The sequence below is a fragment of the Paenibacillus sp. J31R120 genome (assembly GCF_056269225.1).
The window spans coordinates 1,384,948-1,401,619 of record NZ_JBWDNN010000001.1; the positions used below are offsets into that span (position 1 = coordinate 1,384,948).

At 42.6% G+C, this 16,672-nt stretch carries 15 protein-coding genes and 2 pseudogenes; 14 read left to right on the forward strand and 3 right to left on the reverse strand.

The genetic code is table 11. The annotated features are described in order from the left end of the window. The first annotated feature begins 2 nt into the window (after window positions 1–2). From AC0YNW_RS06345 to AC0YNW_RS06380, 8 genes are all read left to right on the forward strand, one after another. Window positions 3–551 carry a GyrI-like domain-containing protein gene (locus AC0YNW_RS06345; RefSeq protein ID WP_475831207.1) on the forward strand — a complete coding sequence of 183 codons (549 nt, stop codon included), beginning with the start codon at window positions 3–5 and terminating at the stop codon, window positions 549–551. Between the two features lie 225 nt (window positions 552–776). Continuing rightward, window positions 777–1,145 carry a hypothetical protein gene (locus AC0YNW_RS06350; RefSeq protein WP_387479060.1) on the forward strand — a complete coding sequence of 123 codons (369 nt, stop codon included), beginning with the start codon at window positions 777–779 and terminating at the stop codon, window positions 1,143–1,145. A 422-nt stretch (window positions 1,146–1,567) separates the two neighbouring features. Then, a complete protein-coding gene (locus AC0YNW_RS06355; RefSeq protein ID WP_475831208.1) occupies window positions 1,568–2,047 on the forward strand; it encodes a GNAT family N-acetyltransferase in 480 nt (159 codons plus the stop codon). A gap of 233 nt (window positions 2,048–2,280) precedes the next feature. Beyond that, window positions 2,281–2,385, forward strand: a complete 105-nt coding sequence (locus tag AC0YNW_RS06360; protein WP_475831278.1) for a DUF6886 family protein — start codon at window positions 2,281–2,283, stop codon at window positions 2,383–2,385. 57 nt (window positions 2,386–2,442) lie between these two features. Continuing rightward, window positions 2,443–3,051 carry a chloramphenicol phosphotransferase CPT family protein gene (locus AC0YNW_RS06365; protein ID WP_475831209.1) on the forward strand — a complete coding sequence of 203 codons (609 nt, stop codon included), beginning with the start codon at window positions 2,443–2,445 and terminating at the stop codon, window positions 3,049–3,051. Between the two features lie 254 nt (window positions 3,052–3,305). Beyond that, a complete protein-coding gene (locus AC0YNW_RS06370; protein WP_475831210.1) occupies window positions 3,306–3,752 on the forward strand; it encodes a hypothetical protein in 447 nt (148 codons plus the stop codon). A 1-nt stretch (window position 3,753) separates the two neighbouring features. Next, the gene (locus AC0YNW_RS06375) at window positions 3,754–3,975 is read left to right on the forward strand and encodes a helix-turn-helix transcriptional regulator (RefSeq protein ID WP_475831211.1); all 222 of its coding nucleotides are present in this window, start codon (window positions 3,754–3,756) and stop codon (window positions 3,973–3,975) included. Next, window positions 3,972–4,934 carry an NAD(P)-dependent alcohol dehydrogenase gene (locus AC0YNW_RS06380; protein ID WP_475831212.1) on the forward strand — a complete coding sequence of 321 codons (963 nt, stop codon included), beginning with the start codon at window positions 3,972–3,974 and terminating at the stop codon, window positions 4,932–4,934. Before AC0YNW_RS06375 ends, AC0YNW_RS06380 begins: the two co-directional genes overlap by 4 nt. Before the next feature lie 130 nt (window positions 4,935–5,064). On the opposite strand, the gene AC0YNW_RS06385 is transcribed toward AC0YNW_RS06380, so the two are convergent. Together AC0YNW_RS06385 and AC0YNW_RS06390 are read right to left on the reverse strand one after the other, a co-directional pair. Then, a complete protein-coding gene (locus AC0YNW_RS06385) occupies window positions 5,065–5,511 on the reverse strand; it encodes a hypothetical protein (protein ID WP_475831213.1) in 447 nt (148 codons plus the stop codon). Window positions 5,512–5,877: 366 nt separating this feature from the next. Beyond that, window positions 5,878–6,272: pseudogene (locus tag AC0YNW_RS06390) on the reverse strand (hypothetical protein). Between the two features lie 358 nt (window positions 6,273–6,630). Here AC0YNW_RS06390 and AC0YNW_RS06395 point away from each other — a divergent pair. From AC0YNW_RS06395 to AC0YNW_RS06420, 6 genes and pseudogenes are all read left to right on the forward strand, one after another. Next, window positions 6,631–7,308 carry a response regulator transcription factor gene (locus tag AC0YNW_RS06395; RefSeq protein WP_475831214.1) on the forward strand — a complete coding sequence of 226 codons (678 nt, stop codon included), beginning with the start codon at window positions 6,631–6,633 and terminating at the stop codon, window positions 7,306–7,308. 68 nt (window positions 7,309–7,376) lie between these two features. Continuing rightward, on the forward strand, window positions 7,377–9,098 hold the full coding sequence (locus tag AC0YNW_RS06400) for a DUF885 domain-containing protein (protein ID WP_475831215.1): 1,722 nt from the start codon (window positions 7,377–7,379) through the stop codon (window positions 9,096–9,098). Window positions 9,099–9,117: 19 nt separating this feature from the next. Then, on the forward strand, window positions 9,118–10,392 hold the full coding sequence (locus tag AC0YNW_RS06405) for a sensor histidine kinase (protein ID WP_475831216.1): 1,275 nt from the start codon (window positions 9,118–9,120) through the stop codon (window positions 10,390–10,392). A gap of 477 nt (window positions 10,393–10,869) precedes the next feature. Then, window positions 10,870–12,588 (forward strand): gamma-glutamyltransferase, encoded by a 1,719-nt coding sequence (gene ggt, locus AC0YNW_RS06410; RefSeq protein ID WP_475831217.1) that lies wholly within the window; start codon window positions 10,870–10,872, stop codon window positions 12,586–12,588. A gap of 176 nt (window positions 12,589–12,764) precedes the next feature. Further along, the gene (locus AC0YNW_RS06415; RefSeq protein ID WP_475831218.1) at window positions 12,765–14,813 is read left to right on the forward strand and encodes a methyl-accepting chemotaxis protein; all 2,049 of its coding nucleotides are present in this window, start codon (window positions 12,765–12,767) and stop codon (window positions 14,811–14,813) included. Window positions 14,814–15,480: 667 nt separating this feature from the next. Next, window positions 15,481–15,606, forward strand: a pseudogene (locus tag AC0YNW_RS06420) (transposase); the annotation flags it as partial. Here AC0YNW_RS06420 and AC0YNW_RS06425 read toward each other — a convergent pair. After that, entirely contained in the window at window positions 15,597–16,664 is a 1,068-nt protein-coding gene (locus tag AC0YNW_RS06425) for a hypothetical protein (RefSeq protein ID WP_475831219.1), read from the reverse strand. The pseudogene AC0YNW_RS06420 and the gene AC0YNW_RS06425 overlap by 10 nt on opposite strands. Window positions 16,665–16,672 lie beyond the last annotated feature (8 nt).

Consider the following 16,672-nt stretch of genomic DNA (forward strand, 5'->3'; position numbering starts at 1 on the left):
CTATGGCTATATTGAAAAAAATTGAATTTGTTGAGTTTGGTCCGTACAAGATGGTTGGAAAAGAAATAAGAACCAAGATTGAAAACTTTAATCCTGTTTTCCCATCAAAATATCCAACGATTCCATCGTTGTGGCAACAATGCTTCTCCGACGGAACATTTGATACGCTTGCAAACATGACTGAATATTGCCCTGCCGAAACGCCGAATGGATATGAGGGGTACGTAAGAGATTTCAACAATGAGGATGGAACATTTACATACGTTGCAGGTTTTTTAATGAAAGTGAATACACCTGTGCCTGATGGATATGTAGCATATGACATACCAGCTTGTACCATTGCAAAAACTTGGATTGAGGGCGAAGAGCATGAGATCTACCCGAATGCAGATCAACTGACAATAGAAGCCATTCGCCAAAATGGCTATGAAGTAGATTGGCAAAATTACTTTAAATGTGAAGTTTATACGGATCAAAGATTTGGAATGCCTCAAAGAAGTGGACAGAAAGTACTGATACTTGATATTTATATACCGATTAAACAAGTGTAGCTAAACAAACGAAGACATTAGTTTTACATACAGGCTGCAATTGGTACATTTACAACCAATAAAAGAATTCTCCAGAAGTGGAGGGTTCTTTTTATTTTAGCCAACGAAAGGCGCTGCTATTTATCTCCATTTGCGAAACGGGTATTTTACTTAGGATTCTTATCCATATCATTCCATTGTGAGTTTTCATAATCTATTTAATCACAGATATGGAGGTTGATAGAATTGGCAAATCGAGATGTGAGATTGACTCTGTTCAGAGATAATAACTTTTCTGGGAGAAGGATTTTATTTAGACGCGGCGGAGTAGCGATCAGAGACTTGAACGCATTTGTTTTCAATGATGAGCTCTCTAGCTTTAGATTGCGCAATGTTGTAAATAGAAGACAAGTGACGCTTGTACTATTCTCAGATATTAATTTCAGAGGCTCCTTCCGCGTATTCCGCGGCAATCAGAACGTAGCTAGCCTGGGGGATTTTAACGATTTAACTTCTTCCCTCGTTCTTGTAGGACGCAATCTGACGAATGCTCAGATTAACGAGATTCGTCGTACGGGCACACCGCCAAGAGATGTATTAATCATTCGCCAATAGTGTTGTTGCCAAGCGTCAACGTTTGTTGACTCCCTTTGAGGCAACAAGCTCGTTTTGCATAGAAAACAAGCTAAAGCGATTCCTGACAGCTGCTGTCGGAATCGCTTTTTACCTACGACTATCATCGACCGCAACAAAAGCAAAATAACTAGTTAGCTGCAAATGAACAGAAAAGCGTCTTTGTTCCATTTCTACTACCGGTCATTCCATGGGAAGATTACGTTAATAAAAAATAAAACCAGCACAACTATGTGCCGATTTACTAGTTGCCATATGCCAAAAAGGATACACCTAAAAAAGACATGGATACATAATAGTGTATAAAAAAATTCAATATAAGTCTACAATATTTTGGTGAAAACTGTAATATTATATATGCGACCGCGGAGCAAAACGATAGTGGATAAAGGGAGAAAAACTGAATGATTACTCTCAGAACAATAACGCTGGAAAACAGACGCGCCATATTTAACTTGGAAGTATCAGCAGAACAACGTCGCTTTGTTGCGTCTAATCTTTCAAGTGTTGCTTCGTGTTATGTCCTTACAACCAATGGCGGACATCCATTTCCGTTGGCCATTTATGCAGATGAGCAGCCGGTCGGTTTTGTTATGCTGACTTATGGAATCACCGGTTACGACGAGCTCCCCTCAATTGCAGACGACAGCTATTGCATCTTGCGACTGATGATTGATCAACAATATCAGAACAAGGGCTATGGCCGGGAAGCTATGGAGAAAATATTGGAATTTATTCGCACCTTACCGGCTGGGCCTGCACATTACTGTTGGATTTGTTATGCGCCCGATAACTTCGTCGCTAAAAAGCTTTATGAAAGCTTTGGCTTTCGTGAGAACGGCGAGATCAGTCACAACGAACTAATTACCGTATTGAGACTCTAATATAGGAAAGGGGAGAAATGACATGCTGTATCACTTTAGTGAGGATGATAGTATCAAAATATTTGTTCCCAAAGAAAAACAAAATCGTCCCGATTTTCGATTGTCCGCGTATTGTACTGAGAAGAGATGAAATGACAACGGATCAACAAATGCAACTTTTCTTTAATAACACGATTGCCAATATTATAGTTACAGTAGAAAGTGATTGATATACACAGATATCAAAGCAGACCATATTTAGATATAGCTTTGAGGATGATGGCTTTGAACTCTTTGATAAGACAGCTGGTTATTATATCTCTCATCAAATAGTTAACCCAAGACAAGTACTAAGTTAACTAACGGTCAGGATCTCTTGATCACTACACGAATACCTTAAATAAGGGGTGTTTAAATTGAAGCAAGGCATAATCGTTTTTCTAAATGGAACTTCAAGCTCGGGAAAGACCTCCATATCGACAGAACTATTAAATCAAAATGAAATCTCATTTCATCATTTATCGATTGATGATTTTTTTCTAAGATTGTTTAATGGCTACATTGATTTTATTAACACTAAATGTTCTAGTGTTGAATCAGACCATAGAGAAGATGTCCAAATTTCGAACGATATCATTATTGATCCACTGGTTGCTGTATTTTATTCAACCATTAAATTTATGTCGGCAAAGGGGATGAATATCATTGTAGATACAGTAAATGATAGTGACGAGAGGTTTAATACATGTATAGATTTATTATTAGATCATCCTGTTCTATTTGTAGGCGTAAACTGTTCGAAAGAGGAACTAATTAGAAGAGAAAAACGAAGGGGAGATAGAGAGATTGGATTAGCAATCTCACAGTATGATAATGTTTATGGCTTTAAGGAGTACGACATTGAACTAAATACTGAAGCCTTGAAACCAGATGAATGCGCCAATTTGATATTAAATGTTATTAAATTAAATCGCGAATTCTCTGCATTTAAGAAGTTACATAAAAGAAGTGTTGGTGTTTCATAGAAGCGTATCCTTCAGATATCACTATGTTCACGCTACGCTTTGGGGCATTTGACAGAGTTCATTACGCTGACGGTGAAAGATAGTTCAGCAATGCAATCCAGGAGCAGCTGCCGCCTAGTTGGTTGGGTTGATCCTCTAATAGTTCAAGACCACAGCAGCTGGCAAGAATCCAGCTGTTGTTTTATTTTTTTGCCAGTTTGTTTTATTTTACATTGTGTATATCAAACTTTACTCATATCGAGGAGGCGTTCCGCTTGTCCTTTCAGGAGAAAAAAACGATCTTTTATTTTCTCAGCACTTTTCTGATCTTTGGCTCTTATTGTTTGTACGTATTTCGGACCGCACCATTCGGCGCGCTTGATCAAGAGGACCCCTTTCGCTTCTGGGGACTCTTCGTCGTCGTGCTCATTCCGGTCACCGTCGCAGTGAAGATTATTCTGCATATTCTCTTCTCGATTATTAACCGGTTAGCGACGAACGAAGACGAGCCTTCGTTCGCTGACGAGCTCGACAAGCTGATCAATCTGAAGGCTACCCGGGTCACCCATATCACGTTCAGCATGGGGACAGTACTAGCCATGGGTACGCTCGCGCTAGGCATGACGCCGAACACGATGTTCGTCACTTTCGTCGGCTTCGCCTTCCTGTCAGAGGCCGTCGGGTATATCGCGCAGTTGAATTACTATCGCAGGGGAGTCTGACATGGGTAAGAGTCTGATTGGCAATCATGTACGCAAGCTTCGCTTTAACCATAACGAGATGACGCAGCAGCAGCTCGCGGATTTGGCAGGCGTCACGCGGCAGACCATCGTCACCATTGAGAAGGACAATTATTCGCCTTCGCTGGAGCTCGCGTTCCGTATCGCGCGCGCGTTCGGCGTTCCGCTTGAGGAAGTTTTTTATTTCGAGGAGGAAAGAGGATGAAAGCGATCATTTGTACCCAATACGGCTCTCCGAACGTCCTGCGGCTGGAAGACGTCGCGATGCCGGAGCCCGGGAATGACGAAGTTCGCATTCGTATAGCAGCCACTACCGTGGGCCCGGCGCATTGTGCCTTCCGCAAGGGATATCCTTTCATCGTAAGGCTCGTCTATGGGCTGAAGAAGCCCAAGCAGCCCATCCTGGGAACGAAGCTTGCGGGAGTCGTCGACGCTGTCGGCCACGACGTTAAGCACTTTCGCGTTGGGGATCGCGTATTAGGCATTAGCGCGACTACTTCCGGCGCCTACGCCGAATACAAATGCTTGCCGGAATCCAAGCCGCTTGCGGTCATGCCGGAGGGCATGACGTTCGCGGAAGCAGCCGCGATCTGCGACGGCACCCCAACGGCGCTGACCTTCCTTCGCGACAAAGCCAGGCTGCAGCCTGGCCAGAAGGTGCTGATCAATGAAGCCTCCGGAGCCGTCGGACTGGCGGCCGTACAGCTCGCGAAGGCGTTTGGCGCTGAAGTAATCGGCGTATGTAGCGGAGCGAACGCCGAGCTGGTGCTGGCGAACGGTGCCGATACCGTTATCGATTACACCAAACAAGATTTTGCGCGAAATGGCAACACATACGACGTGATCTTCGACGCGGTTGGCAAGCGGATATACCGTGATTGTAAGGGATCGCTCTCCGGCAACGGCATCTATCTCTCTACCGTCCGATCCTTGTCGATTATGCTCGCCGTCCTCCTCACCTCCTTGTCGAGAGGCAGTAAAGCCAAGTTCGCAACGGCCGGCCTCATACAGAGCAAGGCTAACCTGCAATATATAACTGAGCTCTACAATACCGGTAAGCTCCGCGCGGATATCGATCGCGAATACGCGCTGGAGCAAGTTCCGGAAGCGCACGCCTATGTGGATTCGGAACGCAAAAGAGGGAATGTGGTGATTACGTTCTAAGAGTATGGGAGTAGAAAGATTAATCGGGGCATATTGAATGGCGATGCAAGGATGAACTCCTTCAGCATCGCCATTCCTTTATTTTTGCTGTTTTAATCAAGAAAGCGATCCCAAGGAGTGGCTTTTACGCTTAATTGTGGATGCCAGCCATTACATGCCAGCTGCCGGGAGCGGACAATGTATAAAAATATTGACCTGCTGTCGTTCCTGTAACGATAGGGATTACAGGTGCGCCTGATGCGCCAGGATAGACGTATTGCTGAGAGGACAGGGAAATGGTTTTTGAACCGACCCATACGTTCGTGCAAGATGAGGTGGATGTTGTGGTACATTCTTTTTTGTACACGTTGACGGTAAGAGTGTCGTAATATTGACCGGTGTTGACGATTACGCCGTTGCCGAAATAGATGGTACCGCCACTGAGGTTGTAGATCGGGCTCGTATAAGAAAAAGCAGCGGATGCCGACGACACGAATGAAACCATTAGGGCTACCATCAGCACGACGGAGATAAAAGCTCTTTTCATCACGGTACCTCTGATCATTCGATTCGAAATAACTTGCTGTTCCATCATCATTAACGATTCCTCCTTAGAATGGACTTTCAGTCAAGCGAATGGATACAAAATCGAGTCATCTTGCAAACTGTTCATTCAATAAGTTCCACATTCTCCTTTCCAAAGAGTTTGAAGTTCATTGTCCAACTCACAATGGAAAGGGAAGAGTGTAACAACGCTGAGAGAGTGAAAGGAGGACGATTACATAGATTCTATTTTATGTATGTTTTATTCTCAATAGGAATATAGACATATTTACCTTTCGACAAATGAGGAGCAGGGAGACAGCATAATGGGTAAGGCAGCCGACATCGTGTAAAAGAAAACAGCGCCTGGTCACAATAACCAAACGCTTTCATCTAAACAGCTATTCTTCACACGAGTGGATTAACGCAATTTCAATTTAGCTAAGTCATGTTGCAAGACATTGTTTCCTTCCTGTGGGTCAAATGCAATATCGCTAAGTCCAAAAACATTTGTCACAACATCCTTATCTTTTGGATGAACTATTCTTACTTCATAAGCAAATGTTGAGGGAGTAAGCTCAAATGATCTAAAGGTTCTGTATTGATTAGGTGGTATTGTTTGAGTTGTAGGATCAGCCATCGATATTAAAACAGGGGAACCGGATGACCAGTCAAACATTTGAACTGTTACTGATCGCGAATCATTAGATCAACGTTCATTGCTTCAACAGTAAGAAATTCAGTACTCGAGTGTCTTCGTAACACGCCAGTTGATAAAATCTTTGTTTTATGACTCAATAAAATCCCTCCTTTCATTTTCGATTAAGACAAGTTTCCATACTCTAATATATGATTCAAAAAAGATAATGATATGGACAAATAGGGAAGCTGTATATAAATGGTAATATCCAAAGCTTATTTACTAAATCATAGATTCTTTTATAAGACCATATTCTTGTCATCTCCAAATGTTAAAAATATGTTCCGCTGACTGATTCATTTCACGATGGCTGTCGCGATGGCTGCTGTATTATCGGGGCGCTGTTCCTCAGTTCAAAAGATGTACTATGTGATTTCAGAGAGACTTAGGAGGGGAAATCTTACTGGCAGTAAACTCTCAATCCTATTAAAATATGTTATACTATTCCATATATATTCATTGATGGAGGGGAATATGAAGCTTCTGATTATCGAGGACGATATTGCGATAGCGTATACCATTGCAAGAGTTATGCAGGATGAAGGGCATAAGGTTACGGAGTGTTACAGCGGAGATGAGGGCTTGCATCACGCATTGTACGGCGAGTTCGATTTAATTATTTTGGATATTATGCTGCCTAAGGTTGATGGATTTACGTTTATCCAAGAGCTGAGGAAGCAAAATGTGGATACCCCGATTCTGTGCCTGACGGCCAAAGACGCATTGAACGACCGGATAAAGGGGTTAACGATCGGAGCGGACGATTATATGGTAAAGCCTTTCGAGATTCCGGAGCTGATCGTCAGAGCTAAAGTGCTGCTGCGCCGTTATGGCAAGGTTAATCTAGAAGAGCAAATTAGCTACGGCCCGATTGTTATTCAAGTTCGGAACCGAGTCATAACGGTTACAGGAGAAGAGCTGACTTTAACAGAAAAGGAATTTGAGCTGCTTGAGTACCTGCTCATGAATAAAGAACAGATCGTGACGAAGGAGCAAATCTATAACCGGATTTGGGGACTCGATTCGGAAGCGGGAATTGGCATCGTGGAGCTTTATATCCATTATCTTCGGAAGAAGCTGTCCTCATGGCATGCCGATCAATATATCCAGACCGTAAGAGGTTTGGGCTATATACTCAGAATAAACGAGTAGCAGTTCAAAGGGAAATCAAAGCTTTATCGTGTATATTCTTCTTATACGCTTAGAGGGGAGATGAATGAATGAACTTTGTAAGACAGATGTTTAAGAACACCAGATTGACTATTCTTTTGACAGCGGGATTACTTGTTTTGCTGATTGCAGGCGGTTCGTTATGGTGGGCTGATCAGCAGTCAAAGAACTTTGCCAATATGATGCAAAAGATAGTGGTTGCCAGTCTGAATGAGGACCCCGAAGCACAGCTTTATTTTGGTTTAGAAGATGTGAATGGTCTCGGGTGGGATCCCACTAAGCTTTCCGTTTACTCAGATGACTATTACCAAAAAAAATACGATGATATCGAACAATTTTTAGGAGAATTGAATACATATAACGCTGCCAAGCTGTCCTCGAAAGACAAGCTTACCTATGATATCGTCAAATGGCAACTAATCACGTCACAACAATTGAACCAAAACTCGGATATGGACACAGACGTATATTTTTCCCTCATTAATTTCGCGCCAGCTTTTGCTAATAACTATCCGATTCGTAACCAAGCAGATGCCGAAAATTATATTGTTGCGCTGAATGGGTTTTCCGACAAGGTCGCACATATCATAGACAGAATTCAGGGCAAACAAGAGAAAGGATTCATTCCCTCTTCAGAATTTTTAAAGGAAATACGCACGAGCTACGAAAATTTGAAGAAGACGAAACCGGAGGAATCGGTTTTGTACACTTCATATGTAGAGAAATTATCGGAGATAAAGCTCGAACCGTTCAAAGAAGAGGAACTGAAAAAGGAGCTTCTACAGACTATAAGCGATCATGTACTGCCTTCTTACGGCAAAGTTGCCGTTTTGATCGAAAATGATTTTTTGAATCAAGCATCCCTGAGTCAGGGGCTTTGGAGTCAGCCGGGTGGCGACGAATATTATTCTGCCCAACTTAGATTTTACACGAGCACGGACTTCAGTCCTCTGGAAATTAACGAGATCGCCAAACGCAGAGCAGAAGAGAATGTAAAGGAGCAAAGAGGCTCTGTCTCGTGGAACACAGTAAAAGGAGATGAATTACTGCAAACCGTTAACGACAGTATCTCGGAAGTAAAGCACAAATTATCCGATTGGTTTGAAGAAGCGCTTATTCCCGACAATTCAGTGGATGTACAGTTATATCCGGCTCCGCTATCTAATGTAGGCGCGTTTTATATCCGCCCATCTATTAATGGCGATAGGAATGGAAGATTTTTTTTCCCGCCCGACATACCATTTTACAAAGATTCTGCCAAAATGTTTGCGATGCATGAAGGCGTTCCAGGACACCATTTTCAATATTCCATTCAATACAACCAATCGGAAATTCCATTAGTCCGGAAAATGACTAGTTTACCCGGATTCACAGAAGGATGGGCCACCTATGTGGAAACTTTAGGCGTAGAGATGGGCTTGCTTAATCAGGCGACGGTTCAAGAACATCTGCTATATTTTCACGTTGGAACGGTTATTGACACGGGCATTAATGGGCTGAGATGGACAAGAGAACAAGCTAATGAATACCTGGTTAGCATGACTGGAAAGAAATCAGATGCCTTTATTGACAGCGTCATTGCTTTTCCGGGACAGACAACGAGCTATTCCATCGGATATGATCAATTTCAATCCCTACGAGAGAAAGCGGAAAGCGAACTCGGGGATCGTTTCGACATTAAAACTTTTCATTCCGTTCTTCTTCGAAACGGTAGTATGCCATTTCCGATATTGGAGCAGCAAGTGAATCAGTATATCAAGTCCGCCAAATAAAAGGAGAAGAGACCCCGATATGATCAAACGCACGCTAGTACGAATGACGATCTGGAACAGTGCGGTCGTATTTTGCCTGCTCATCATACTGGGGGGAGCGTTATACGGGCTGGCGCGTTATCGGATCTATTCCGACATTGACCGTCATCTCGTGTTTAATATGGACAACTTGTATCAATATACGCTACCCAACGGGGAACATGTCCTTAACGTTAACTGGGATGAACCGGAACGATTTTTTATGACATTTTATTGGGATTCCAACGATACCTTGATTGGAAGCATATATTATAAATCGCCATATGACAAATTAGCTTCAAAACTTCGGGAAAAACAAGGCCACATGGAGCCGGAGTCGATACGTGTGGGTAAGAGAACCTTTCGATTCGTAAGCAGACCTTATCTAGGCAATTTGCCAATGATAGAGAAGCTGTCTGATACAGCGCCTTTGAAAACACTTCAGGCAATTACGGAAATTTCTACAGAGATCCATTATTTGAAACTGTTATTAAGGAATATTAGTACCGGAATTGGTATCGGCGCGTTATTATCTGTCATCGCAGGTTACGGATTGGCTAGACGGGCGCTCATTCCGATTCAGAAAGCCTGGGACAAGCAGCGGCAATTTGTTGCAGATGCCTCTCACGAGCTGAGGAGCCCGCTTTCGGTCATCCGGGGGCAAACACAAATATTGTTACGCCATCCCGTTCATACGATCGAGGAAGAGAGCGCTCCAATTTCAGCCATTCTGAAAGAAACGAAAAGAATGAGAAACATGGTAGACGGTCTGCTTCTTCTGGCAAGAGGCGATTCACATGAGGAAGTCATCTTATGCCAACCTGTGCGAGTTGACGGAATCATGAAAGAGATTGCAAAAAAAATGGAGCCAATCATAGATTATAAAAAGCTGCGGTTAGAGCTTCATGTCGAAGGCTCGGAATTGCTCATAAATGGTGATGAGGATCGTCTTATACAGCTGTTCATGATTGTGCTCGACAATGCCATTAAATTTACGCAGGCGGATGGACAAATAGATCTTGGGTGCCTTAGGCAGGGAAAGTCGGTACTCGTAACCGTCAAGGATAACGGAGTGGGTATTTCGGAACATGATTTGCCGCTGGTATTTAACCGCTTTTATAAGGGAGATTCCTCTAGAGATAGAGGGTATCATGGAGCGGGTCTAGGGCTATCGATCGCGCATTGGATCGTCGACCAACACCAAGGTTCTATCCACATTAACAGCGCCATAGAGCGTGGTACAGAAGTTATAATTCGTTTTCCGTTGATTAGTTAATTAATAGAGTGGATAGGATACCGCGGCAGCCAACCAGACAATCGGCTGCCGTTTTCGTGTAAATGACACTCTTTCTAGGAATATAGAACTAAATATTTATATAGGAATATAGTACCAATTTTGTGAATGCAGGAAAGGCCCTTTAAAGTAATGACTGGAAATTATATAAGAATAAATAATTTTTCATCAAAAATATAAAAAGTGGATACTCCTAACCGATATAGTAATAGTGACAATAAAAGACATCTTTGTCGTATTACTGAATCGATAGTCTTAAATAAATGATCCTTTTGCTGGCTTACTAATCACGATATGAAATGTAAGCTAGGTAATTATCGCTACTTATATGATCATATGATCATAAATTAATCGAAAAATTGCATAATGAAGCTGTCTGTCCTATTGAAGGGGGTGGTTACAAGAGGGATTGGTTAGTTCTGCAAAGCAATATCAGAATACTTATTAAGGAGGAGAAATATGCGTACTCAATTGAAAAAATGGTCCGTTTTGTTGATGACAACAGTCATGTGCTTTTCAATTTTTGGGTCATCTGCCGGTGCAGCTAATCGTCCTACGACGATGGCGCCGAACGGCATCGTTACAACACCTCATTATTTAGCTTCCGCTGCAGCACTCGAAGTGCTTCAGAATGGTGGTAACGCGGTTGATGCAGCGATTGCTGCGCAGGCGACACTTGCGGTAGTATATCCGCAATACACAGGTATAGGCGGGGATGCATTCTGGCTTATTTACAACGCGAAGACGAAAGAGATTAAAGCGTTGAATGCAAGCGGACGTTCCGGTGAGAAGACAACCATTGAATTTTATAAAAATAAGGGCTTTGATAAAATTCCTTCCCGCGGGTACTTGGCAGCTAACACAGTACCAGGGACAGTATCAGGTTGGGGCGAAGCTTACGAATATGCTGAAAAAACGATGAAATCGTCCATGGACTGGTATGATTTGTTGAAACGCGCAATTCAGTATGCGGAGAAAGGCTACCCTGTAACTCCTAACCAAGAAAGATGGACAAACACGGCTATCGATCCAACGGATCAAGAGCTAAAAGATTTGGGACGGTTTGAAACGTTCAGTAAAGTTTTCTTGAAGCCGGACGGCACACCTTTCAAAACAGGTGAAATGATGAAGCAAAAAGATTTGGCAAAGACGTTGAAACGTATTGCCATAAACGGCGCTAGTGAATTTTACGTAGGTGAAACGGGTAAAAAGATTGCTGCTGACATTCAAGCGAATGGCGGCTCCTTGACTCATCAAGATTTCATTAATCACAAAGCGGATTGGGTTAAGCCAATCTCTGTCGACTATCGTGGCTATCAAGCTTACAACGTTCCACCGAATTCTCAAGGTATGGCTTCCTTGTCTATCTTGAACATTTTGAACAATTTTGACTTGAAGAAAATGGGCGAGGGCACAGCTGACTACTACCATGTTATGGTTGAAGCTACGAAGCAAGCATTTGCTGATCGTGATAAATGGCTGACTGACCCAGACTTCGTTAAAATTCCAGTTAATGAGTTGTTGTCAAAAGAGCACGGTCAAAAGTTAGCGGCACGCATTGATATGAAAAAAGCTGCAACAAACGTAAAACCGCTTGACCCTAAAGGTGACACCGTATGGCTCGGAATCGTTGATAAAGATGGCAACGCTGTATCCGTTATTCAAAGTCATTACTTTGACTGGGGTGCAGGTGTAGTTGCGAAAGACACAGGCGTTCTATTGCAAAACCGTGGCAGCTTCTTCTCCTTAGATAAAACAAACATTAACCACTTGGAGCCTAAGAAGCGTACATTCCATACGCTTAATCCTGCTATGTTGATGAAAGACGGCAAGCCGTATATGTTATATGGTACACAAGGCGGCGAGGGACAACCTCAGACACAAGCAGCGTTGGTCACACGTTTCGTTGATTTTGGCATGACAGTTCAAGATGCAATTGAAGCTCCAAGATGGTTGCATGGCCGTAACTGGGGAGAGACTGCTAACGGATTAAGAATGGAAGGCCGTATTCCTCAATCCGTCATGGATGAATTGATTCGTCGCGGCCATCCAGTGCAAAAGATTGACGACTACACAGATCAGGTTGGTCAATCCGGTATGGTTGTGATCGATCCAATCTCAAAAGTTAAGTTTGCTGGCGCTGACCCGCGCGGTGAAGGTGCGGCTTTAGGCTATTAATCTTTTAAGGCATAATTAATTCAATGTACGTATGAAGAGGTTGTCAAGAAAGGCAGTTAGGGTAGATTGCCTTGGCGACCTCTTCACCATGCTCAAATTCTACTGACGCGACTAGGAAATATAGCATTAATCGATTTAATGATATTTATTTGCTTACAAAATGGAGGTATGAGGTAATGAAAGAACAGGCAAAACCAAAAGAGAAGGATGCATCCACAGTTGCTTTAGTGGGCAAGGTGTTTAAAGGTAAGCTTAATAATCGACTAATAGCTTGGTTTCTTATTGTTTCCCTTATTCCCCTTGTCCTCACCTCCATATTCGTATATGGTACAGCATCCTCTAAATTGATTGAGAAACAAAGTGATGCCTATGTTTCGCTGGTGAAAAGCAGAGCTGAAATGATGGATCAGTATTTTAAAGAACGTATGAGTGAAATGAGGATACTCGCTAGTACTTCTGATATTCGTACAGATGATAATACAAATAAGATGACATTTATTCAAAGTTTAAAAGAGAACGCCCCGCACTATGACGGTAACACATTTATCGGTATGGATGGCATTGTGAAAGCAGACACATTTGAAGGAAGTGTAGGTATTGATTTAGGTATGCGTCCTTTCTTTAAAAACGCAATGGAAGGAAACGAAACATATACAGAAGTTATTTTAGCAAAGACTACAGGTCAACGCTCGATCATTGTAGCCGTACCTGTAAAGCAGGCCGATGGAAAAGTGACGGGTGCCTTAACGGGACTTGTCAATTTCGAAGAATTCACGAATGAGATTTTTAATAGCTTGTACATTGATAATGGGGTGGGGTATCCGATCGTCGTAGACAATCAAGGGATGATTCAACTCCACAAGGATAAAGAATTAATTGGAAAGACGGCGGAAGAAGCGAATTTGAGTTCTGGATTAGTTCAAATTTTGGGCCAAAACAAGTCTGAAGCAACGTCTTTTGACTACTCGGATGATGGGAAAAAATACATGGTTGCCTATGCTTCAGTCCCTACCGCAGGGTATAACATCTATATGCACATTCCAGAAGATTCGATTACAGCAGCAGTTTCTTCTATTAAATGGTCAGTATTCTTTATCGTAGTTGCCGTCTGTTTAGTTGTCATCCTTCTGGCCTACTTTATTGCACAGCAGATTACGCGTCCGATCGTTGCGGTTGCGGAAGCGGCGGAACGTGTATCTAACGGTGATCTGAATCAAGTGGAATTAGCCGTGAAGTCGAAGGATGAGGTTGGCAAGCTGACTAGTGCAGTAAATACGATGATTCGTACGTTGCGTCAGTTTATTCAACAAGTTAGTCGTACATCTGAGAATGTAGCGATATCTGCAGAGGAACTGTCTGCTAACGCGGAGCATACAAGTAAGGCGACAGAACATATTGCAGTATCGATTCAAGAGGTAGCAGATGGTTCTGAGCAGCAGGTACATAACGTGGAGGAAAGTGTGCGTTCCATCCATCAAGTTGCCGAAGGGGTACAGCAAATATCAAACAATGCCCAGAGTGTTGCTCTTTCTGCTCTGAACGCTTCGGAAAGCGCGGAGATGGGTAACCGTAGACTACAATCGGTCATGCAGCAAATGCAATCGATACAAAATACGGTTAATACGATAAACGGCACCGTTAATCAGCTCGGACAGCGCTCGGCTGCCATCGACAATATCGTTCAGGTCATCTCTGGAATTGCGGCTCAAACAAACTTGCTGGCGCTTAATGCTGCGATTGAGGCGGCACGTGCCGGTGAGCATGGACGCGGCTTCGCAGTCGTAGCAGGCGAGGTGCGCAAGCTATCCGAGCAATCGGCTCAATCAACGAATCAGATCGCTGAACTGCTCGCCTCCATTCAGAGCGAGACCGCGCTAGCGATTGATTCAATAGAAGAAGGCACGCGTGAAGTTGCGATTGGAATGGATGTCGTGAACCAAGCAGGCGCAGCGTTTACAGAGATCTTAGATTCTGTTCAGCAAGTAGCTGCACAAATTCAAGAAGTAACGTCTTATTCCATCCAGATGAACAGCAACACGGAACACGCAGTTGATCAGGTCAATGTGATTACCGAAATTGCAGGACGTTCAGCAGAGGGTACACAAAATGTATCGGCTGCAACTGAGGAGCAATTGGCGGCAATGGAGCAGGTCAGTGCTTCGGCAACATCATTGGCACAGATGGCAGAGGATTTACAATCTTACTTACGTCAATTTAAAGTGTAAAAGATAGGGGCGATAAGCCCCTTTTTACGTTTGAGAGTATAGAAAATAGTAGGGTCATGCTGACTTTTTCGGCATTATTCATTATTAAAAAATAGAGGTGATTACTAAGCGCACCTCATGCTTGGTAGAGTACTACATTAGTACATTGGGCTGTAAAGAATGAACTGGATGAAGCATATCCTTCAAATTGATAATTTTAAAATCGAGCCGCCATTGGCGGCTTTTTCAAACTTATTATTTATAAACTCTAAAAAGCGAGGCATATAGTGTATGACACTAAATAGATTTCAAGCCTGAATGATGGGTATTGCTGATAAAAAAGACAGTATCACCGCAGCTCTATATGGGTTGTGACACAATTAAGATTATGTCTAAGAGGAGATAACAGCTAGCTGTTTCTCTTTTTACAAAGAATTGTAATATGAAGTACGACAGCTAGAACAACAAAGAAGCCAATGAATGAACTCGTGTAAAACGGAATATCGCAACCATCATTTACACCAGAACCGCACAATGATTTAACGGTATGAAGTCGCACAGAAGGCCTATCAACTGCGAAGAGCTTCAAGTATCCCAACAGGCTAGTTTTCGATTGAATTTACCACAGAGCTGCAGGAGAAGCTCTAGTCCCCCGGAGAAGATTGCAGAGAATTGGTAGTGTGCTCATCTCGTAAAAAATCGTTTCAATCTGACAAGTGACGAAATCACGGATATGTACCATAGTCGCTGGGCGATTGAGACGTTTTTTAAGTGGATGAAACAGCATTTGCGACTCAAACGCTTCTATGGAAGAATCCTTTTTCTGTAGTAAACAAGAGTCGCTATGCCGTCCTCTTTAACGACCTGTTCAAACATGCCTTGAAGTGTAGCGTTCCTCTCGAAAAACTGTTCGAAGCTATCGAATGTCGAGCTTTCACCGAACGAGGATAAGCGACCGAATAACTGCAATTCAATCATAGTTAAAAATGGTTTAAATTTCCCTTTTTTCTCCTTGCCTCCGTCAATGATGACTATGCCGCCTGGCTTAAGCAAATCATAATAAATGCTCATAATTTTTCCTGTATTCGTTCCGTCATTAACGGGGTTTAGGGAATGCCAGAGTACACCTTTTACATCATATACGGCATCGAATTGCTGGTCAGCATAAATGTTCTTTAGATCGTAACCATTAATGCCAGAGGTATACTGTAAACTAACCCGTTCATCCTGATAAGACTCTAAGGGATTCTCAATATCTACCTTATCGCTAGCGCTCACGAATACACGATTTTTTAAGATAGCAGATGCTTTCCATGCTGTTAAATATTCATATTCGGCGGTATTCGCAGAAGGAGCTAAAATTTGAATTTCTCCTTCACCGCCTTCTGAAATAACAGCTGCCGCTTGTGACGTAAAGCGGTCCGTCCAGCCAGATCTTCTACGATAAGCGCTTGTAGCCCTGCTCCAATTTCGCAATCGGCCATATTTTGTGTACTGCAAACTAACTAATTCTCTTCTTTTTTTTTCAGGACTATTAATTCCTAAAATATTTACTGAGACAAGGAAGAATAAAGCCCCTAATATCCATTGAAATAGCATGACAATAAAATACGGAGCCTCAGTATCGTTTATAAAAGAAATAACTGTCAGTATCATAGAGGTCGGAACCGCGATTGCACCTAAAACGAGTGTAGCACAAAGTAAAATTGCAACAATGGAATACGATAATGCAACATAAATACGAAATCTCGGACTCTCCATTGAGCCTTTTAATAAATAGTTCGAATTAATTCTTCCTAAAATGATTCCGGCAACTGTTATTCCGACAACTGTAAGAACAACTTCAATGAGCATCATTATTTCAGTTCGCATAAATCCCC